Annotated in this window: 19 protein-coding genes; 11 read left to right on the top strand and 8 right to left on the bottom strand. The window is 40.7% G+C overall.

Features of this window, described 5'->3' with window-relative positions; translation table 11 throughout:
- Nucleotides 1-33 precede the first annotated feature (33 nt).
- Nucleotides 34-609, top strand: coding sequence for an energy-coupled thiamine transporter ThiT (gene thiT, locus AJGP001_RS04745; RefSeq protein ID WP_071153269.1), 576 nt, complete (start codon nt 34-36; stop codon nt 607-609).
- Nucleotides 610-743: 134 nt separating this feature from the next.
- Nucleotides 744-1,496: a type I methionyl aminopeptidase gene (gene map, locus AJGP001_RS04750; RefSeq protein WP_058386030.1), complete on the top strand. Its 753-nt coding sequence runs from the start codon at nt 744-746 to the stop codon at nt 1,494-1,496.
- Nucleotides 1,497-1,603: 107 nt separating this feature from the next.
- On the opposite strand, the gene AJGP001_RS04755 is transcribed toward map, so the two are convergent.
- Nucleotides 1,604-2,335, bottom strand: a complete 732-nt coding sequence (locus AJGP001_RS04755; RefSeq protein WP_078080210.1) for a TspO/MBR family protein — start codon at nt 2,333-2,335, stop codon at nt 1,604-1,606.
- A gap of 194 nt (nt 2,336-2,529) precedes the next feature.
- Between AJGP001_RS04755 and AJGP001_RS04760 the strand changes: the two genes are divergently transcribed.
- The 3 genes from AJGP001_RS04760 to AJGP001_RS04770 all read left to right on the top strand — a co-directional run bounded on the left by AJGP001_RS04760 (nt 2,530) and on the right by AJGP001_RS04770 (nt 5,447).
- Nucleotides 2,530-4,329, top strand: a complete 1,800-nt coding sequence (locus AJGP001_RS04760) for a M3 family oligoendopeptidase (RefSeq protein WP_078080211.1) — start codon at nt 2,530-2,532, stop codon at nt 4,327-4,329.
- Between the two features lies 1 nt (nt 4,330).
- Nucleotides 4,331-4,879 (top strand): GNAT family N-acetyltransferase, encoded by a 549-nt coding sequence (locus AJGP001_RS04765; protein WP_058386027.1) that lies wholly within the window; start codon nt 4,331-4,333, stop codon nt 4,877-4,879.
- Nucleotides 4,880-4,955: 76 nt separating this feature from the next.
- Complete coding sequence (locus tag AJGP001_RS04770) at nt 4,956-5,447, top strand: DinB family protein (RefSeq protein WP_245830237.1); 492 nt, start codon at nt 4,956-4,958, stop codon at nt 5,445-5,447.
- A gap of 7 nt (nt 5,448-5,454) precedes the next feature.
- Here the strand turns inward: AJGP001_RS04770 and AJGP001_RS04775 are convergent, their stop codons facing one another.
- The 4 genes from AJGP001_RS04775 to AJGP001_RS04785 all read right to left on the bottom strand — a co-directional run bounded on the left by AJGP001_RS04775 (nt 5,455) and on the right by AJGP001_RS04785 (nt 9,220).
- A complete protein-coding gene (locus AJGP001_RS04775) occupies nt 5,455-6,021 on the bottom strand; it encodes a beta-class carbonic anhydrase (protein WP_071153272.1) in 567 nt (188 codons plus the stop codon).
- A gap of 474 nt (nt 6,022-6,495) precedes the next feature.
- Nucleotides 6,496-7,503 (bottom strand): rod-share determining protein MreBH, encoded by a 1,008-nt coding sequence (mreBH, locus tag AJGP001_RS04780; RefSeq protein ID WP_071153273.1) that lies wholly within the window; start codon nt 7,501-7,503, stop codon nt 6,496-6,498.
- A 258-nt stretch (nt 7,504-7,761) separates the two neighbouring features.
- Nucleotides 7,762-7,902, bottom strand: coding sequence for a hypothetical protein (locus AJGP001_RS17475; RefSeq protein ID WP_169793158.1), 141 nt, complete (start codon nt 7,900-7,902; stop codon nt 7,762-7,764).
- Between the two features lie 85 nt (nt 7,903-7,987).
- Entirely contained in the window at nt 7,988-9,220 is a 1,233-nt protein-coding gene (locus AJGP001_RS04785; RefSeq protein ID WP_078080212.1) for an aminopeptidase, read from the bottom strand.
- A 149-nt stretch (nt 9,221-9,369) separates the two neighbouring features.
- On the opposite strand from AJGP001_RS04785, the gene AJGP001_RS04790 reads away from it, so the two are divergent.
- The 4 genes from AJGP001_RS04790 (at nt 9,370) to AJGP001_RS04805 (ending at nt 13,774) form a co-directional block, all read left to right on the top strand.
- On the top strand, nt 9,370-10,464 hold the full coding sequence (locus AJGP001_RS04790; RefSeq protein WP_071153274.1) for a carbohydrate kinase: 1,095 nt from the start codon (nt 9,370-9,372) through the stop codon (nt 10,462-10,464).
- Entirely contained in the window at nt 10,461-11,372 is a 912-nt protein-coding gene (locus AJGP001_RS04795; protein WP_071153275.1) for a pseudouridine-5'-phosphate glycosidase, read from the top strand. Before AJGP001_RS04790 ends, AJGP001_RS04795 begins: the two co-directional genes overlap by 4 nt.
- A 111-nt stretch (nt 11,373-11,483) precedes the next feature.
- Nucleotides 11,484-12,791: an FAD-dependent oxidoreductase gene (locus AJGP001_RS04800; RefSeq protein ID WP_078080213.1), complete on the top strand. Its 1,308-nt coding sequence runs from the start codon at nt 11,484-11,486 to the stop codon at nt 12,789-12,791.
- Nucleotides 12,788-13,774, top strand: a complete 987-nt coding sequence (locus AJGP001_RS04805) for a class I SAM-dependent methyltransferase (RefSeq protein ID WP_078080214.1) — start codon at nt 12,788-12,790, stop codon at nt 13,772-13,774. The genes AJGP001_RS04800 and AJGP001_RS04805 overlap by 4 nt, the downstream gene beginning before the upstream one ends.
- Before the next feature lie 334 nt (nt 13,775-14,108).
- On the opposite strand, the gene AJGP001_RS04810 is transcribed toward AJGP001_RS04805, so the two are convergent.
- Together AJGP001_RS04810 and AJGP001_RS04815 are read right to left on the bottom strand one after the other, a co-directional pair.
- Nucleotides 14,109-14,330, bottom strand: coding sequence for a DUF1128 domain-containing protein (locus tag AJGP001_RS04810; RefSeq protein ID WP_058386019.1), 222 nt, complete (start codon nt 14,328-14,330; stop codon nt 14,109-14,111).
- A gap of 58 nt (nt 14,331-14,388) precedes the next feature.
- Complete coding sequence (locus tag AJGP001_RS04815; protein ID WP_058386018.1) at nt 14,389-15,750, bottom strand: alanine/glycine:cation symporter family protein; 1,362 nt, start codon at nt 15,748-15,750, stop codon at nt 14,389-14,391.
- A 188-nt stretch (nt 15,751-15,938) separates the two neighbouring features.
- On the opposite strand from AJGP001_RS04815, the gene AJGP001_RS04820 reads away from it, so the two are divergent.
- Nucleotides 15,939-16,427 carry a YtxH domain-containing protein gene (locus AJGP001_RS04820; protein ID WP_058386017.1) on the top strand — a complete coding sequence of 163 codons (489 nt, stop codon included), beginning with the start codon at nt 15,939-15,941 and terminating at the stop codon, nt 16,425-16,427.
- Between the two features lie 13 nt (nt 16,428-16,440).
- Nucleotides 16,441-17,337, top strand: coding sequence for a YihY/virulence factor BrkB family protein (locus tag AJGP001_RS04825; protein ID WP_071153304.1), 897 nt, complete (start codon nt 16,441-16,443; stop codon nt 17,335-17,337).
- Between the two features lie 28 nt (nt 17,338-17,365).
- Here the strand turns inward: AJGP001_RS04825 and AJGP001_RS04830 are convergent, their stop codons facing one another.
- On the bottom strand, nt 17,366-19,234 hold the full coding sequence (locus AJGP001_RS04830) for a heavy metal translocating P-type ATPase (protein WP_071153276.1): 1,869 nt from the start codon (nt 19,232-19,234) through the stop codon (nt 17,366-17,368).
- Nucleotides 19,235-19,262 lie beyond the last annotated feature (28 nt).

The following is a 19,262-nucleotide window of genomic DNA, read 5'->3' on the forward strand; positions in this document are numbered from 1 at the left end:
CTGGTGATGTACACAACACCTAAGGAGGAAGTCATGAGAAATAAAAAAGTATTGTTGATGACAGAAATTGCAATTTTCGCGGCTCTTGGATTTGTGTTGGATTTCATTTCTTTCCGGATGCCACAAGGCGGCTCGGTCAGCTTGGTAATGATTCCAATTGTTTTAATTGCTTTTAGAAGAGGTGCAGGTGCCGGAATTCTAACTGGGATTTTAGTCGGGCTCCTGCAAATCGTTTCTGGATTTATCTCTGTCACCCCATTATCGTTTGGGTTTGTTGTCATGCAGGTCTTGCTGGATTATATTTTAGCGTATGGAGTTGTTGGGGTAGCAGGCATTATGCGTGCAAAGTATATGCAACATGCGCAAGCTAAGCAAACGGGTAAAATGATAACGGCTATAGTAGTGGGAGTGCTAATCGCTTCTGTGTTGCGCTACTTGGTCCATGTTATTACAGGTATTTTGTTCTTCGGCATGTTTGCTGAAGGCAATGTGATCATCTATTCGGTCATTTATAATGCAACTTACATGATACCGGTATTCTTGCTTGCTGCTTTTGTCTGTGCTGCACTTTTTGCGGCTGCACCGAAATTGGTAGATGCAGAAGCTTGAAATGGTAGAAGGCTGTCTTTTGACAGCCTTCTTTTCAATCTTTGGATTCAGGACTAGTTAGACCTGTAGAAGAGAATCCCTTTTAATTTTGTGGTATAATTCTTGAATAGAAAAGCTTGAAAGAAGGGTCATTGATGATAGCAACTAATGAAAAAGAGATTGAAATGTTAAAAAAAGCTGGCCAAATGGTGGCTGAAATTCGGGAAGCGATGAAAGCTGCCACAAAAGCTGGAGTCACGACAAAAGAAATCGACGAACTGGGCGGTCAATTATTTGAGGAGCTGGGTGGCGTTTCCGGTCCAAAATCAGAATATGATTTTCCTGGATATACATGTATCAGCGTCAACGAAGAAGTGGCTCATGGTATTCCAGGTAGCCGTGTCATCCAAGATGGAGATATTGTGAATATCGATGTTTCGGGGTCATATGAAGGATTCTTCTCTGATACAGGAATTTCATTTGTCGTAGGCGAAGGACATGCTGAAAAAGAAAAAATCTGTGAAGCAGCCGCTTCGGCATTTGACCGCGCGATGACGAAAGTCAAAGCCGGTGCAAAACTCAACCAAATTGGTAAGGCTGTTGAACGTGAAGCGAAAGAGCAAGGATTGTTCGTCATCAAAAACTTGACTGGACATGGCATTGGTAAATCACTTCACGAAGCGCCCCAACATATTTTAAATTATTACGATGCTTGGGAGACGACGATTTTAAAAGAAGGCATGGTACTTGCAGTAGAGCCCTTTATCTCTCAAAAAGCCGAGCACATTATCGAGTCAGGTGATGGCTGGACATTTATAACACCGGATCAATCATTGGTCGCGCAAATCGAACATACTGTATTGGTAACAAAAGGTGAACCGATTTTATTGACTAAACTAAACAGCTAACATAAAAAAGAGATTCGGTGGAATAGCCGAATCTCTTTTTTATGTTAGTTGAATGTGAATGCAAAAAATCTGCAGACAAGCTCGCTCTAATCGAGTCTCTCGCAGATTTATTGAGTAGGTGCCGTTCTTTTTTTTATGAGCAAAATACCGGTTAAGATAACGCCGCTCAAGAAAAGAGATGCGGTTGTTACTAACATTTCGTCTGTGCCGTGTTTAACAGCAATTCCAATGAACGCCCATATAAAGACCAAAGCGAAAGGAATATCCATATGATGAAACCGAATATGCAAAGCGATTGCAGTCGCGACTGTCAACATAATAACTGTCCACAGCTGATCGCTCAATCCCCAACCGCTCCAATTGTAAAAAGTTAAGACGAAACTGATGTTGGCAATAGTGGCTACACTAATCCATCCCATATTGATTGAAATAGGCAGCCGTTCAGTAAACGATCTTTCCGAATTTCCATATTGCAGGTAAAGAGCAATCAATGCTATCAAGTAGCCAAGCATGGCAACAATGGACCAGGCAAAAAATTCATAATGCCATAACAAGAGCCAACTTATATTGAACAGGCAGCTTAAGACAAAAAACAAAGTGATCTTGTGTGAAGGGGTCTGTCCTTTTCTTAAACGTATCCAGAAAGCAACAATCCAAACAGCCAGCAAAAGATAGATGATGGACCAAATTGAAAATACGTAACCGGCTGGTGTAAACAACACTAACAGTCGGTTAGACACGTCACCTGTAGTTTGATCGTTTAACGGCAAGGTATTTGCCAAAGTATTCATGACAACGACAGCAATAAAAGAAATTGTCATAAGTAAAATACGAATCATGCAGAATCCCTCCTTCATTTTAGTATACCTGTCGTCGTTTCAATCAACAATTAACCTTTTCCAAAAAAATCCCTAAACATGTCGATAAGGTGAAGTATTAGCTTGAAGAGTGGAATATTGTTCCGGTTTCGGAAAGAAAAATGATATACTAAAGAAGTGTTTTTAGAAAATTTAGTTTATCAGGAGGAGAAATTATGACAGTTACCTATCCAGAACAATGGGATTTGGACACGCTATTTCCAGGAGGAAGTGAATCGCGGGAATTGCGGTTACATATGGACGAAGCAGTAAACAAACTCTCTGAATTTGAAGCGCACGTCCAAAAGTTTGAAGTACTAACGACGAAAGAAGATGCACCAAAAGTTGCTGACTTGCTTGAACAAATGAGCCATGTAATGCGCCATCTCAGTCAAGCAGGTTCATTTATTGGCTGTTTGATGGCACAAAATACACAAGATAAAAAAGCAGGTATTTTAGAAAGTGAAGCTTCGACCTTATCTGCGCGCTTCCAAAACTCTTTTCAGAAAATCCAACAAGATTTAGTAAAGACCGAGGATGGCATATGGAATGAACTATTAAACGAAGAGTCTTTACGTAAATTTACATTTGTCTTAAACGAGTGGCGTGACGAGGCAAAAATGTTACTTTCTGAAAAAGAGGAAGGCTTGATTACCGCGTTAAGTATTGACGGGTATCACAGCTGGGGCCAATTATACGATATGCTAGTTGGCGAAATTAACGTTACAGTCACAGTGGACGGCGAAGAGAAGTCATTATCGGTAGGACAAGCGAATAATCTGAGTTCTCATAAAGATGCAGCAGTTCGAAAAGAGTCCTACCAAAAATTAGAGGAAGCATGGACAGAGAAAGAAGAATTCTTTGCCAAAACCTTGAATTCCATTGGTGGCTTTCGTTTGGAAACGTATAAAAAACGTGGATGGGACAATCCCCTTCAAGAACCCTTACACATTAATCGCATGAAGCAAGAAACCTTAGATGCGATGTGGGGAGCTATTAGTAAAAACAAACAGCCTTTTGTTGATTATTTAAACCAAAAAGGAAAACTACTTGGAAAAGACGGACTGGATTGGTATGACGTGGATGCACCAGTAACGGAAAGTACGCAACAGTTTTCTTATCAAGAAGGAGCAGAATTTATCCTTAAGCAATTTGGAAAATTTGGTCCGGAACTAGAGCAATTCGCACAGCAAGCATTTGAAAATGGCTGGATCGAAGCAGAAGATCGTCCGAACAAACGACCTGGCGGATTTTGTACAAGCTTGCCATTAGGTGAAGAATCGCGTATTTTCATGACTTATAGTGGCTCGATGTCTAATGTGGCAACTTTGGCTCATGAACTTGGGCATGCATTTCATTCTTTCGCTCTTCGTCCAGTTCACGCGTTAAACCGTTCGTATGCTATGAATGTCGCAGAAACAGCGTCTACATTTGCGGAAATGATTGTGGCAGATGCAGCTGTGAAAAATGCCAAGTCCAATGAAGAGAAAATTGCGTTGCTAGAAGATAAAGTTCAGCGTAGTGTTGCTTTCTTCATGAACATTCATTCGCGCTTCCTTTTTGAAACTCGTTTTTATGAAGAACGTAAAAATGGTGTTGTTCCTGCAGCTAGATTAAATGAATTAATGGAGCAGGCTCAAACAGAAGGATTTGCGGGCGGATTGGCGTCAACGCATCCACATTTCTGGGCATCCAAATTGCATTTTTATATTACCCAAGTACCTTTTTACAATTTCCCTTACACCTTTGGTTATTTATTCTCTTTGAGCGTATACGCAAAAGCTTTAGAAGAAGGGGATAGTTTTGAAGGAAAGTACATGGCTTTACTTCGTGATACAGCGGTAATGTCAGCAGAAGACTTAGCGATGAAGCATTTAGGCGAAGATATTACACAACAGGCGTTTTGGGAAAAAGGAATTGCCTTATGTGTTCAAGATGCCAAGGAATTCATTTCACTAACATCTACTGAGGCCTAGTGTGAACTTGCTTTTTGAAGGGCAGACATGCTATCTGCGCAGTTTAGCGGTTGAAGATGCAGAGGAAATGGTGCAATTGCTGCTTCGTAACCGGGAATACTGGTCTGTCTACGAACCACGTCATCGAGACAGCTATTTCTCAGCGAGCGTTCAGCGAGAAAAAATTCGGGAATCGATTTATCAAGCGAGAGAAAATCGAGAATATAGCGTTGGGATCTTTGAACACAATACCAATAAGTTGATTGGACACATCTCCGTGTACAGCGTGAAACGGATGCCTTTTTTAAGTGCTTTGATCGGGTATTCGATTGATAAGGTGTATGTCGGTAAAGGGATTGCTACAGAAGCAGTCAACTTAATGACGGTCTTTGGTTTTGAACAGCTTCGTCTTCACCGAGTCGAAGCTTATGTTTCTCCGGATAATGTGGGCTCTATTCGCGTGTTGGAGAAAACGGGTTTTCGACAAGAAGGCTTGTTGAAGAGTTTTCTCTATATAAATGGTGAGTGGAAAGACCATTTTTATTATTCAGTAATCGAGGAAGAATTTTGAAAGGGCAAGGCCACCTATAAAAAATGGTGGAAAGATACGCGACGTTGGTTTGAATCGTGAGTAGCGGTAGAGAGAGGTGTGCAAATTGAACAAAGACAAAATGTTCTCTTATCACAAATGGGCCACATTAGCCTGCCTGCAACACGTTAGAGATTTAGGCGAAGAACTTTATAAAAAAGAAGGAATCAATTCTTTTGCTTCGATTCAAGAAACAACAGAGCATGTTTTAGGCGTGGAAAAACTGTGGTTGCTTCGAATGTCAGGTGTAGCGAATCCGACATTTGAACATTTCGATGTAGAAACAACGGAACAAGCAGCAGAAAGTTTTATGTTGCTTCATGCTGAAATGGAATTATTTTTCGCCTCTTTACCTGAAGCGAAGTGGCAAGAAACGCTCCATTATCGAAATATGCGCGGAGATGATTTTTCCACAACTAGAGAAGAAATGTTATTCACTTTTGTTAATCATGCTAGCTATCACAGGGGGCAGGTAACGTCTTTGCTACGGCAATTCGGGAAAGAAGGCATAGCGCTTGATTACATCTATTACCAAAAACAAAACCGCTGAGAAACTCTCAGCGGTTTTCGTTTCCATTAACAACAACATCTAATTTTCCAGTAGTTGGATCAATAACCAGGCCATGAACTGGGACTGTATTGACTAGTAAGGGGTGATGACGTACCATGTCGACACTATGAGCGACACTTTCTGCTACGTCGTCAAATCCACCAAGCCAACCTTCTAAATTGACTCCTGAATACTTCATCATCTCAATGGTCTTTTCATCTATTCCTCGTTTTTTCATTTTATCAAGGATTACATCAGGATCTATAGCAGACATGCCGCAGTCATGATGGCCAACAATATAAATTTCATCTGCATTCAGTTCGTATACAGCTACAAGTAGGCTGCGCATAATACCACCAAATGGGTGGTTGATGACAGCTCCGGCACTTTTAACAATTTTCGCATCCCCATTTTTGAAATTCATCGCTTTCGGTAGCATTTCTAAAAGTCGTGTATCCATACATGTTAGAATGACGAATTTTTTATCCGGAAATTTAGTCGTTATAAATTCCTCGTAACGCTTTTCCTTTACGAACGCTTCGTTGTACTCTAAGATTTGGTCTAATAAAGCCATTATAGTTCCCCCTTATCGACTGATACTTATTAAGTTTAATCTTAATGTCTGAAAAATACGAATTGAAACTGACATAATGCAAAAAATCAGGAAAAAAGTCATCTATTAACTTTCTTTTTTTGTTAACGGCTTGTCTTTTATAAAAATTTAGAAAACAGGTTCTCGAACCGAAGAAAACCAGGGGGCTGTCTCATAAGTCCCTTGAAAGCAGTTGTCGAATGCCCGCTACTTTCTAGGAGATTGTAGGTCCATGCCACAATCCCGAACGTCGCATGCACTTTATCGAGGCCCAGGAAGAGGAATCGCCTGAACGACCGATTGCTCTTGGATAGGACTGAACACACTTTCTCCGTACTATCGGGAAAGTCATCTCCAGATTTCACATAAAAATCGTCTTTTCTCACAAATAAAAAAAGGGGCTGTCCCCAAAAGTCTTTTTTATGACTTTTGGGACAGCCTCCTGGTTTTTACTGATCAACGTGACATTTTTTCGAGTTGTTTAATCATACCAAGTGATAGGCCTGTGCCAATAGCGACAGACTCAAGAGGGTGTGGCGCGATATGAACAGGTACCGAAATTTCTTTTGATAACCATTCTTGCATGCCTTTTAGCAATGCACCACCTCCAGAAATAACGACACCTTGGTCAACCATATCGCCTGATAATTCAGCAGGACAATTTTCCAAGGTCGCACGGATACACTCTAAAATGGCAGATAGCGATTCTTTCAGCGCTTCTTGTGTTTCGTGAGAACTTAAGTTGATGTTTTTCGGCAATCCGGTTAAGATATCGCGGCCCCTTATATCCATGTATTCAGCTTCATGTGGAACAGGTGCATAGCCAATTTCTTTTTTGATATTTTCAGCAGTCTGTTCGCCAATTAAGACATTGTACTTTTTGCGGACATAATGAATGATATCTTCATCCATGCGATCGCCTGCCACTTTGACTGTATTTGAAGAAACCACACCACCAAAAGAAATGATGCCAACCTCTGTTGTGCCGCCGCCAATGTCTACAATAACGCTTGCAACCGGCTCACTAATTGGTAAATCCGCACCAATAGCTGCTGCGACAGTTTCTTCGATTAAGTGAACGGTCTTAGCACCGCCTTGTTTCACTGCATCGTGAATAGCGCGGCGTTCGACCGTGGTAGCTCCAGAAGGTGTACAGACCATAACGTTAGGCTTACGAAAAGCGCTGCCTAATTGCTTAGCAGCTCTTTGCATAATAATTGTTAAAAGTTCTTTTGTTACATCAAAATCTGCGATAACGCCGTCTTTTAAAGGGCGGATCACATCAATAGAGTCAGGAGCTTTGCCAAGCATGGCTTTCGCCTCATTACCAACCGCTAAGACGTTCCGAGTTTTCGCATCCAATGCGACTACAGAAGGTTCATTTATGATGATGCCTTTTTCTTTTGTATACACTAATATATTTGCAGTTCCTAAATCAATCCCAATAGCTGTTGCAGAAAACATACGTGAATTCCTCCTATAAATAAAGACGCTAACTAGTACGGATTTTACCATTATAGAAGACTAAGTGAAAGTGTCGAAGGAACCTAAAACATAGCGGAAGGGAAAATTACAGTTGTTTTCATACAGAGTAGACTGAGTGGCTAGACCACTTAATGATCTGGTAACAGGTATTTTATTAAAACCTTCTGCTCGTATAGAACAAGAGATATAGTAACAAACATAAAAACCGGCTTCAATGAAGAAACCGGCTTTTATCGCTTAGTATTTTTTTTCAGGAATAGGATCTACATGTTCTGCGTCGTGCGTGTGGAGCTCTTTCCCAAGAAAGTGAAGAAGCGTAAAGAAAAACATGAAGATTACGGCCATAAAGCCAAGTACTACGGTAAGATCGTAAAACATAATGATAACTCCTCTCTAAACTGTAATTATCAATATTAAGTATACCCGATATCGAAGCAAAAAATAAGTGTCGAATTATCGATACTTAAAATGCCCAATTGCCGTTGCGGAAAATCGGCTCATGGGAACCATCTTCCAAGATCCCATCAATATTCATTTCAGAAGACCCAACCATAAAATCAACATGTGTGATGCTTTGATTCAAGCCGTTTTTCAACAAATCTTCTTGTGACATGGTTTTCCCACCTTCAAGGCAGAATGCATAAGCACTTCCGATAGCGAAATGGTTTGAAGCATTTTCATCAAACAATGTGTTATAGAAAAGAATATTCGAATCAGAAATCGGTGACTGATGAGGAACCAGCGCCACTTCACCAAGGAAGTGTGAACCTTCATCAGTAGCAACTAATTGTTTCAAGACTTCTTCTCCTTGTGCTGCAGTCACGTCGATGATTTTCCCATCTTTAAACGTTACTTTAAAGTCATCAATAATATTGCCGCCATAGCTCAGTGGTTTTGTGCTCGAAACATAGCCGTTTACACCCGTTTTATGAGGAACGGTGAATACTTCTTCAGTTGGCATATTTGCCATGAATGTATCGCCTTTTTCGTTAACTGAACCTGCACCACACCAAAGATGTCCTGCTGGAAGAGCAACTTCCAAATCTGTTTTCGGTGATGTGTAATGAAGTTTCGCATATTTTTTGTCGTTCAAATAATCGACTTTGGTATGCAATAAGCGATCATGCTCAGCCCATGCTTCAATTGGTTGATCTAAGTCTACACGTACAGCTTTGAAAATGGCATCCCATAGCATGTCAACTTGCTGATTTGCTGGTGCGTCTGGAAATACTTTAGCTGCCCATTTTTGGGAAGGTGCTGCAAGAACTGTCCAACTAATTTTGTCTGATTGGACATACTGCCGATATTTACTCAATGCTTGACCTGTAGCTTTTTGTGAAGCTGCAATACGTGTCGCATCAATTCCCGTCAATAGATCCGGGCTCTGTGACACGATGCTAATAAATGCAGCACCTTGCTCTGCTAATTGTTCACGCTCTTGTACTTTCCAGGCAGGAAATTCAGTAAACGACTCTTCTGGCGCTAATTCAAAGCGCAGCCGTGTAACGGTATCGTCAGCCCAATCAATATAGACTTGTTTAGCCCCTGTTTGATATGCTTTTTCTGTAAGTAAACGAACGAATGGTGCCGAATCAATGGTTGCAGCAATATAAAGTTGTTGACCAGGTTGGATATTTACTCCCACTTTTATAGCCAGTTCAGCATAGCGAGATAACTTTTCATTAAATGATGTCAAATAAATCTCTCCTCTCATCCTGTCTATAGTAGCAATTTTCAGTTACTACCTGCAACAATTTATCACGATATTCGAATTAATATTTTTACTTGCTATTTTATTTATAAAAGTTTATAGTTTAAACAAATGTTTAATTTGGAGGTGTTACGATGAATCAAAAAGAAGTAGAAGTGTTGGAATTGATCCGGCGAAACCCTTATTTGTCACAGCAGGAGATGGCAGAACACTTGAATATGTCTAGACCGTCGCTTGCCAACTTTATTTCGAACTTAATGAAACAAGGAAAGATTTTAGGACGTGCTTATGTGTTGCCAGAAGAAAAAACGGTGATCTGCATCGGTGGTGCCAATGTCGACAGAAAATTTCTGATTCAACATCGAGCGCAGATGGGAACGTCAAATCCTGCATCAGTATCCGGTAGCGTTGGTGGAGTGGCAAGAAATGTAGCCGAGAATCTAGGAAGACTCGGTCATTCTGTTAAACTCTTGTCCATTGTAGGCAATGATTCAGAATGGAAGTTAATCGAGTCAGCGTCAAACTCATTTATGTCGACTGAACTAACCAAAGCTGTCGAAGGATTTTCGACGGGAACATACACAGCCATTTTAGAACCCGATGGTGAAATGCTGTTGGCGATGGCTGATATGAAAATTTACGATTTTCTGACACCGGAGTATATTTCTAAAAATGACAGTACGCTATTATCAGCTGCTTTTCTCGTCATCGATTTAAATTGTCCTCTGGAAACTGTTGAATATGTAAGACAGTTAGCTTCTGCCAATAAAATCCCGCTGGCGGTCATTCCCGTATCTGCTCCAAAAATGGATCGGTTAAGTGAAGATTTGACTGGAATCAGCTGGCTAATCTTAAACCGTGACGAAGCAAGTAAATATTTGCAAGTGTCCATCGATTCACTAGATGACTGGCAACAAGCAGTTCAACAATTAGTAAATCGAGGAGCGGAAGCTGTAGTTATTACAGCTGGAAAAGAAGGAGCAATGGCTGGGAATTCTACCGGCATTCGTTATTATCCTTCTATGCAAGTCAATCAAGTCACCGATGTAACAGGGGCTGGCGATGCATTTTCAAGTGCCATTGTCCACAGTGTCATGGAGGATCAAGAATTCGAAACAATTATTCGTACAGGTATGATGAATGCAGCAAAAACGCTAGCAAGTAACGACACAGTACGGCACGAATTGACGGCAGTACAACTACAAAAAGAACTGGAGGAATTACAATGACAAACATGATATCTTATTCAACTGAAGTACAGCAGGCACTAGAGGGCAAAAAACCGATCGTAGCACTCGAATCGACGATTATCTCACACGGTATGCCTTATCCACAGAATGTCGAAACGGCTCGTATGGTCGAGCAAATTATCCGTGACAATGGAGCAGTTCCAGCAACCATTGCCATTATGGATGGCAAGATTAAAATTGGTTTGTCTGAAGAAGAGCTTGAATTGCTCGGCAATACACCTGGTGTTGCTAAAGTTTCAAGAAGGGATATCGGCCAATTAATCGCTACAAAAAAAATCGGTGCTACAACGGTGGCTGCGACGATGATATGTGCAGAACTTGCAGGCATTCGTGTTTTCGCAACAGGCGGCATAGGCGGGGTGCATAGAGGCGCTGAGACGACGATGGATGTTTCAGCTGATCTTGAAGAGTTATCCAATACGGGAGTAGCTGTTGTGTGTGCAGGTGCAAAATCGATTTTGGATATCGGCTTAACAATGGAGTACCTTGAAACAAAAGGCGTTCCAGTTATCGGCTATCAGACAAATGTAATGCCGGCATTTTACACGCGTACAAGCGGATTTGACTTAACGTTCCGCAGTGACGATGCAGCAGAACTTGCACAAGTCTTAAAAGCGAAATGGGATTTAGGAATCAAAGGCGGAGCAGTTATTGCCAATCCAATTCCAGCAGAACATGCTCTAGAAGAGTCATTCATTAACGGCATCATTGCACAGGCAATGGCTGAAGCAAATGACAACGGCATTTCTGGTAAAGAAGTAACTCCTTTCCTTCTAGGTAAAGTGAAAGAATTGACTGAAGGAAAAAGCTTGGTCGCTAATATCGAATTAGTGAAGCATAATGCAAAAGTTGGAGCAGAACTTGCTGTAGCTTACAATAAACTTTAAAAATAGCTTGTGTAGAGAAGTCCATTCGTGGGCTTCTTTTTTTAGTTGAAGCATTTAATGGGTTTTCATTCCATTGAATTTAGGGTAAAGAGCCACAAGGGGATGATGCGGATGAAGGCAGATGTATTCATTGGCGGTGGGGGCATTGGAGGGCTGACGCTTGCTTTGAAATTGGTGCAACGTGGTGTCAATGTAGTTCTCGCTGAACGAATGGTTGTTAAGGCACCTACTTATAAGGGAGAACTGCTACAGCCAAAAAGTATGCAGATATTCGATAGTCTTGGACTGTACGAACAAATATGCAATCGCTCAAATGAAATAAAAGTTTTAGATATGCTGGAACTTTCAAGTTCCTTGCAAGTAAAAGATCAATCGTTCATGGATTATAGTGTGCTGCCGGGTAAGTACAATGCAGCTTATATGATGCATCATGAAGAATTAAAGACCGTCATTTTAAAAGCCGCTTGTGCGTTTGATAATTTCCACTATTTAAAGGGTGTGGCTTGTAAAGGGTATGGAGACGGTACAGCTTTGCTTCAAAAAGGGACAGAAAAATTTGAAGTAGAAGCACAGTTCTTCTTCGGAGCAGAAGGGCGTTCATCGGTTACGCGTAAAGCGATGGAAGTTGAGGTCAAACAAACTACTTACAACCACCACTTTCTAACAGTGACGTTTCCACGTGCAGAAGATTTTACAGATGGTAAAATTATTTCTACATACAATCGCTTTTTGGGCCTTTTTCCACTGCCGGACGATCAGGTTCGCAGTGTTTATTTAATACCCCCTGGAGATTACAAAGCATTAAAAGAAAAACCAATTAGTCATTTTCATAAACTCTATACAGACTTAGCACCTGTAGTAGACGGCTATGTACAGCAATTGCTTGATTGGAAAAAAATACAATTAATGATTCCTGTAATGTATCATGCTGATTCATATGTAAAAGACAATAAGGCTATTATTGGAGATGCCAGTCATGCGGTTCATCCAATGGCCGGAGAAGGCATGAACATGGCAATTCAAGATGCCGATGTTCTCGGCGAACTAACGGCAGATATGTTTGAACGGCAACAAACCGATCTTACTAATTTGAAATGGTACGAAAAGGTTCGCTATAAACGGGCGGACCATGTTATCCAGCTAAGTCATTTAGCCGCACTGGCTTATTCGTTTCCATTTAAACCGGTGAGTTACTTACGTCAGCGAACATTTGAACGAATGGAAGAAGATCCAATTCTTCATTTTAAACAAATGCTGAATGTTTCAGGACTAGGCATGTGGAAAGAAAACGTTCGAGACCGATTTATTCAAGGAGGCATTATGCCAGTCCGTATAAAAGACTTAGCTAAAGATACGAAAGAATTAAGGTATTATACACCGGAAGAAGATTATCCATGGAAAACGGAGGGACTCATATGATTGATGTAATGAAGATGTTTAAGGCAAGGATGTATATGAAACGGAACGAACCTTTTTTGTATAGCTGGCACGCATATGTCGGCTATGAGCTAGATTTGTTTAAAGCGTTTGATCGACCCATGACAAAATTTGACGTGTCAGATGCGTTGCAACTTGATGAAGATCTTTTAACGCAGTGGGTGAGTATTGGGGTTTCTATCGGTCATTTAAAAGAGGTGGAAAGAAATCGCTACAAAACGTGGAATGCCTGGAAATTGCCAAAACCAAAGGGCAATAATTCTTCAGGTGTGCTACTGAAAGAAATGATGGAATTGCACATTCCGACACTTTTAAGTTATCCAGACATGATGCGTAACCAAGAGCGTCTTCATTACGATGAAGAAAAACATGCGTCGACAGTAGCTGAAACAAGTCGTTTGTTAGAAGTATTGGCCTTACCTAAAATAGCTAGACGCTTAAAAGAAACACATGCGGATTCAGTATTAGATATTGGCTGCGGTGAAGGTGGCTACATTAAAAAGTTAGCTGAACGCTTCCCAAATACACATTTCACAGGCATTGAAATCAGCCCTTCAGTAATAGAAGTTGCGAAGAAACTAACGGAAAAAAACAAAAATATTACAATCGAACAAGCAGATCTTTGGAAATACAAACCTGACAACCCACAAGATATGGTCATGATGAACAACGTCATTCACTATATCGACCTTGAAAAACGTCAAGAACTTTTCAACGAATTGGCTAGCTGGGTTAGAGAAGAAGGCATGTTATCCATCATTACACCTATTGCCGGAGGTAGTGACAGCCCACCTTTTGCCAATGTCTTTAATAGCTTTTTCTCATCATTCGACAACCTATACCGGTTGCCTGAACGCGAAGAACTAGCTGAATGGGGAGAACAAGCAGGACTCGAACTACTCAGCATCCAAACTGTCATAAAAGAAGGCGGCTGGTATGTCGTACATTATGAAAAGAAAAGCTGAAACGACCGTTTTGCTCCGACAGGCATAAGCCAGACCGGCGAAGCGACATGTTTACAGGCGCATAGTCGGGATGGGTTATGACCCGAGGAGCAGGTCGTTGAAGCTAGCCAAAAAGAAAAGCTGAAACGACCGTTTTGCTCCGACAGGCATAAACCAGACCGGCGAAGCGACATGTTTACAGGCGCATAGTCGGGATGGGTTATGACCCGAGGAGCAGGTCGTTGAAGCTAGCCAAAAAGAAAAGCTGAAACGACCGTTTTGCTCCGACAGGCATATTAACAGCATCAAATCAAAAATCCCCTAAAGGAGACTCCTTCAGGGGATTTTAATTATCCTATTTACGTAAAGAACCAAGCTCAGTAGCAATGGCCTGCATTTCGCTCGTACTAAATTTATCGCGATTTGCGACAACTTCGTAAAGCTCATGCAAGTCTTCATATTGAGATGCATTAAAATGCTCAGCTTTCATTGCATCTACATTGACCATGCGTAATTTTGCTTTTATTTCTTCAATCATAAAGCTAACATTCTCTGGAGAAGGTGTTGATAAGTCCATGATAAGTTCCTGCCTTTCGGATGGGTATACTTTATCATTTCATTATTCAAATGCAATGTCAATTGCCAGAGCGTTCTGCTTCTTTTTCTTCTTTGATTTTAGCAACGATGCGTTTTGTCTCGAAGACAATAACGCCAGACAAACCAAGAAGACCAATTAAGTTCGGGAACGCCATCAAACCATTCATCACGTCAGAGAACGTCCAAACAACATCAAGTGAAACGGTTGCACCGACGAAAACCATAGCTACGAAAGCAATGCGATAAACGACTAACAATGCTGGATTTTTGAATAAATACTGGAAACATTTCTCTCCGTAATAAGACCATCCAATAATCGTAGAGGATGCAAAGAAAATTAAGCCAATCGCCACTACAAGTGGACCGGCACTTCCTAAAAATTGTTCAAAAGCAGCAGTTGTTAAAGCAGCGCCTTCCAGTGACTCGTCTTTATAAAGACCCGACATGACAATGGTGACACCTGTAATCGAACAAATGATGATTGTATCGAAAAGCACTTGTGTCATAGACACCAATGCCTGACGTCCCGGAAGATCTGTTATGGCAGCAGCTGCTGCAATCGGAGCGGAACCAAGTCCTGCTTCGTTGGAGAAGACGCCGCGTGCCACACCGTAGCGGATAGCGGCACCAATAGCACCACCAACTGCTGCTTCACCTGTAAAGGCAGCACTGAAAATTGTAGCAAAAGCTCCTGGAATCAATTCCATGTTCAAAATCATAATAATAATTCCTGCGATTATGTAAAACAATGCCATGAAAGGAACAAAGAATGAAGTAACGCGTCCAATGCTCTTAATTCCACCGAGCAGAACCAACGCCGTAAAAATGGTTAAAATAATGCCTGTAATCCATGTGGGCACGCTGAACGTATCACGAACAACCGAAGCAACTGAGTTTGACTGTGTGCCATTACCAATACCAAACGCAGCAAGGGCACCGAAGATAGCAAATAAAACAGCTAGCCATTTCTGTTTTAATCCATGCTCCAAGTAATACATAGGTCCGCCAGCCATTTGACCTTTAGCATCCACTACACGGTATTTGACTGCGAGAACCGCTTCACCGTATTTCGTGGCCATCCCGAAGAATGCTGAGAACCACATCCAGAAAATAGCACCTGGTCCGCCGAGAATAACCGCTGTTGCGACACCAACAATATTACCGGTACCGACTGTAGCAGCCATGGCAGTGGAGAGTGCCTGAAAGTGACTGATATCTCCTTCAGAGCTTTTATCCGTATTTTTAGTGAAAACTAGTTTCAAGGCATAGGGCAATAGACGAAGCTGTAGAACACCGAGACGGACAGTTAAGAAAATTCCAGTACCTACTAATAAAATCAATAAAGGCGGTCCCCAGATGTAACCGCTAATTGTGCCCAATAACTCTTCAACTTGTGACATAATCTCTCCCCCTTCTATCTCTCCTTTTTATCTGTAAAACCTCCTGTAAACATAATATTCCGAAATTTTCTAAAGATAGTCAAGCTATTTTTTAAAAATAACTTTTAGATTAGCGTTTAAAATTTTTAAGATTAGGGAAAATTCTAAACAGATGTGAAAAATTATTTTTATCTTAGGAGGAATTTAGGATGAGTCAAAACAAATTAATGACAGGTTTATTAGTAGGGGCAGCAGTAGGAATTATTGTTTCATTACTCGACAGTAATACTAGAAACGATGTTGTTCAAAAATCAAAAAAAGCAAGCAATAGCGCAAAATACTATGCATCAAATAGAGATGAATTGGTACAGGCTTTCCAGCATCAAGCTGAAAGAGCACAAAACCTATATTCTCGTATTTCTGAAGATGCTTCTTACGTTGGCAGTAAAGTAAATGAATTGAAAGAAATGACGCCACAAGTAAAAGAAATGGCACTCGAAACAAAAGAGGTATTTATGGATACAAAAGCTGCTGTTGTTGAAACAAAAGATGATGTAATATCAGCCGTCAAAGAAGACAATCCATCACCAAGCACTTCTTTAGGAGACAACGATAGCACTTCTGGATCATCATCAAACGATGCCGGTCACACAAAAAATCAAGCTAATGGGAGTTCAAATTCCCAAAATCGATTATAGGTTGTTTGTCCCGATGAAACCTGTAGGGCAACAACCAACTAATAGTAAAGAACGCGCCCGTTTAAATAGGTTTGATGTAACAACGACTAGCGGGTTTTTAAAAGAATTGTTGCAACGGATTAAAGACGTCGACGTGCCAGGACTAGGAGCACAGTTGGCGTTTTTTTTCCTATTGTCCATTTTCCCTCTACTGATTTTCTTAGTAACCCTTTTACCGTATTTATCTTTGTCAGAAGAGCAAATTTTTAGTTATATGCAAGAAGTGGTACCTGGAGAGGTTTATGTGCTGATTGAAAGCACATTACAAGAGATTTTGACAAGTCAAAACACTGGATTGTTGTCCTTTGGGATTTTAGCGACGATTTGGTCAGCAAGTTTAGGGATGGATTCGTTAATCAAGTCGTTGAATACGTCTTATAAAGTAACAGAAAATCGTCCGCTTCTCATCGCGCGTGGTATGTCTATTTTGATGACTATTTTGCTAATTTTGATTTTGATTATTGCTTTAGCATTGCCCGTTTTCGGTGAACAGCTTGGCTTGTTGATTTTTTCGTTTCTAGGATTGGAAGAAGGGTTTCTTGCACTTTGGAGCTCAATCCGTTTTACCATCCCAACGATTATTACATTTGTTGCTTGTGCCATCATTTACTGGCTAGCTCCAAACGTAAAAATGAATATTTTAAGCGTCTTAGGAGGCGCTGCATTCGCCGCAATCGGTTGGTTGGTGATTTCCTATCTATTTTCAATTTATATTAGCAATTTTGGTAATTTTTCAGCAACTTACGGTAGCATCGGAGGCGTGATTATCTTAATGCTTTGGCTTTATATTTCGGCTATGGTATTAATAATTGGTGGGCAGATTAACGCTGTCATGAAAGAACGGCGACATTTCAAAAAGAAGGCATCCTGAATTGTCACTCATTCAGAATGCCTTCTTTTTATATGCTGCGATTCAACATACGCAACCCATTTAAAATAACTAAAATGGTACTGCCTTCATGTCCGATGACGCCAATGGGCAAAGTAATCGTCTGAAAAAAATTTGAGATGATCAATAAAATAATGACTGAAACAGAAAAGAAAATATTTTGTTTGACGATCCGCTGCATTTTGCGTGAAAGCTTGATTGCGTAGACTATGCGTGATAAATCGTTTTTCATCAAAATAACATCAGCGGTTTCCAGTGCAATATCGGTTCCAGCACCCATCGCAATGCCAGTTGTTGCCGTTGCTAAAGCAGGTGCGTCATTTATGCCATCACCTGTCATCGCAACGTATTTATACTTTTTTAACAATTTTTTTATTTCTTCTACTTTATCAGCAGGCATGCATTCTGCGACATAGTCAGTGACTCCAGTTTCTTTGGCAATCACCGCTGCTGTTTTGTGGTTATCACCTGTTAGCATAATGCAGTAAACCCCTAGTTGTTCCAACTCATTAATCGTTGTCTTGGTAATAGTACGAACTGTATCTTTTAACGCCATAGCGGCAAGAATTCCTTCGCGGTCTCGAACGAAGGTCACCGTTTTTCCTTGATTGGCTAGTTTCGCCAATAGCCCATTTTCAAAAACTTCTGCTAGCTGTTCGCCAACAAATTTCGGCTTACCGACGAGAAATTCTTCTTGTTCAATCAGTGCTTTTAAGCCGTTACCTGGAATATCTTCAATTAATAAGTTAGGCAATGGAACAATTCCTTTAGAAACAACAAAATCACTAATAGCTTTTGCTAAAGGATGATTCGATTGTGTCTCAATTCCTGCAATTCTTGCCATTGTCAGTTGAGGATCTGCGCCTTTGCGAATAACAAAGTCTGTAACTTCAGGTTGACCGCGTGTTAATGTGCCCGTTTTATCAAAAGCGATAGCACGAACCAAGCTCAGATTTTCTAAATGCATACCACCTTTGAAGATAATTCCTGTTTTTGCGCCGTTAGAAATGGCCGCAAGCGTGGCAGGCATAATAGAAGCGACAAGTGCACAAGGAGAAGCTACTACAAGTAAGACCATAGCGCGATAAAGTGTTGTGTTCCAATCCCAACCGAAAACGTAATGTGGCGCAAATAGCATGATGACAAAACCTGCAAGAACGACTTTCACATAACGACCTTCAAAGCGTTCGATAAATTGCTGAGAAGGGGACTTTTCACTTTGTGCGGACTGAACCAAATCAATTATTTTTTGAAACAAAGTTTCAGAACTGGGCTTCGTCATTTCTATCGTGATGGCACCTGACAAATTGACTGTCCCTGCAAATAGTTCATCTTCTTCATACTTCGAGACAGGAAGAGCTTCACCGCTGATGGCTGATTCGTCTACAGCACTTTGGCCAGTATGTAAAACCCCATCAACTGGTATTCGCTCACCAGGTTTTACGACGATATAATCACCAATGTCCAAGTCACCTAAAGGGACGCGCAGTGTTTGTCCATTTTGAACGCGCCAGGCTGATTCGGGCTGTATTTCCATTAACGAGGTAATTTCTTTCCGACTTTTGTTCATTGTGTACGTTTCTAGCGCGCCACTTAAAGAAAAGATAAAAATTAGGATGGCGCCTTCTGCCCAATAGCCAATAATAGAAGAGCCAACTGCTGCTAAAATCATTAAGATTTCAACATTTAATTGTCTATCTTCTAAAGTTTTCAATATGCCATATTTGGCTTTGGCATAACCACCAATTACAAAAGCTAGTAAAAAGGTAGTGACTGAATAAGTGGAATACTGTTGTAGATCTAGTATAAACGCGATGACAATTAAAAATCCTGAAAACAACGAGGCATTCAATTCGATATGGGTTTTTAAAAATAGCATGAGCGATACCTGCCTTTCTAAATCGATT

Origin of the sequence: Planococcus faecalis (genome assembly GCF_002009235.1) — a bacterium.
Lineage (GTDB): Bacteria > Bacillota > Bacilli > Bacillales_A > Planococcaceae > Planococcus > Planococcus kocurii.

Coding starts and splice junctions, on each gene's coding strand:
- thiT (WP_071153269.1), top strand. CDS start 34: ATGAGAAATAAAAAAGTATTGTTGATGACAGAAATTGCAATTTTCGCG.
- map (WP_058386030.1), top strand. CDS start 744: ATGATAGCAACTAATGAAAAAGAGATTGAAATGTTAAAAAAAGCTGGC.
- AJGP001_RS04755 (WP_078080210.1), bottom strand. CDS start 2,335: ATGATTCGTATTTTACTTATGACAATTTCTTTTATTGCTGTCGTTGTC.
- AJGP001_RS04760 (WP_078080211.1), top strand. CDS start 2,530: ATGACAGTTACCTATCCAGAACAATGGGATTTGGACACGCTATTTCCA.
- AJGP001_RS04775 (WP_071153272.1), bottom strand. CDS start 6,021: ATGGCTTTATTAGACCAAATCTTAGAGTACAACGAAGCGTTCGTAAAG.
- mreBH (WP_071153273.1), bottom strand. CDS start 7,503: ATGTTTTCTGCAACAGCTATTGGGATTGATTTAGGAACTGCAAATATA.
- AJGP001_RS17475 (WP_169793158.1), bottom strand. CDS start 7,902: ATGTTTTACGATCTTACCGTAGTACTTGGCTTTATGGCCGTAATCTTC.
- AJGP001_RS04790 (WP_071153274.1), top strand. CDS start 9,370: ATGAATCAAAAAGAAGTAGAAGTGTTGGAATTGATCCGGCGAAACCCT.
- AJGP001_RS04795 (WP_071153275.1), top strand. CDS start 10,461: ATGACAAACATGATATCTTATTCAACTGAAGTACAGCAGGCACTAGAG.
- AJGP001_RS04800 (WP_078080213.1), top strand. CDS start 11,484: ATGAAGGCAGATGTATTCATTGGCGGTGGGGGCATTGGAGGGCTGACG.
- AJGP001_RS04805 (WP_078080214.1), top strand. CDS start 12,788: ATGATTGATGTAATGAAGATGTTTAAGGCAAGGATGTATATGAAACGG.
- AJGP001_RS04810 (WP_058386019.1), bottom strand. CDS start 14,330: ATGGACTTATCAACACCTTCTCCAGAGAATGTTAGCTTTATGATTGAA.
- AJGP001_RS04815 (WP_058386018.1), bottom strand. CDS start 15,750: ATGTCACAAGTTGAAGAGTTATTGGGCACAATTAGCGGTTACATCTGG.
- AJGP001_RS04820 (WP_058386017.1), top strand. CDS start 15,939: ATGAGTCAAAACAAATTAATGACAGGTTTATTAGTAGGGGCAGCAGTA.
- AJGP001_RS04825 (WP_071153304.1), top strand. CDS start 16,441: ATGAAACCTGTAGGGCAACAACCAACTAATAGTAAAGAACGCGCCCGT.
- AJGP001_RS04830 (WP_071153276.1), bottom strand. CDS start 19,234: ATGCTATTTTTAAAAACCCATATCGAATTGAATGCCTCGTTGTTTTCA.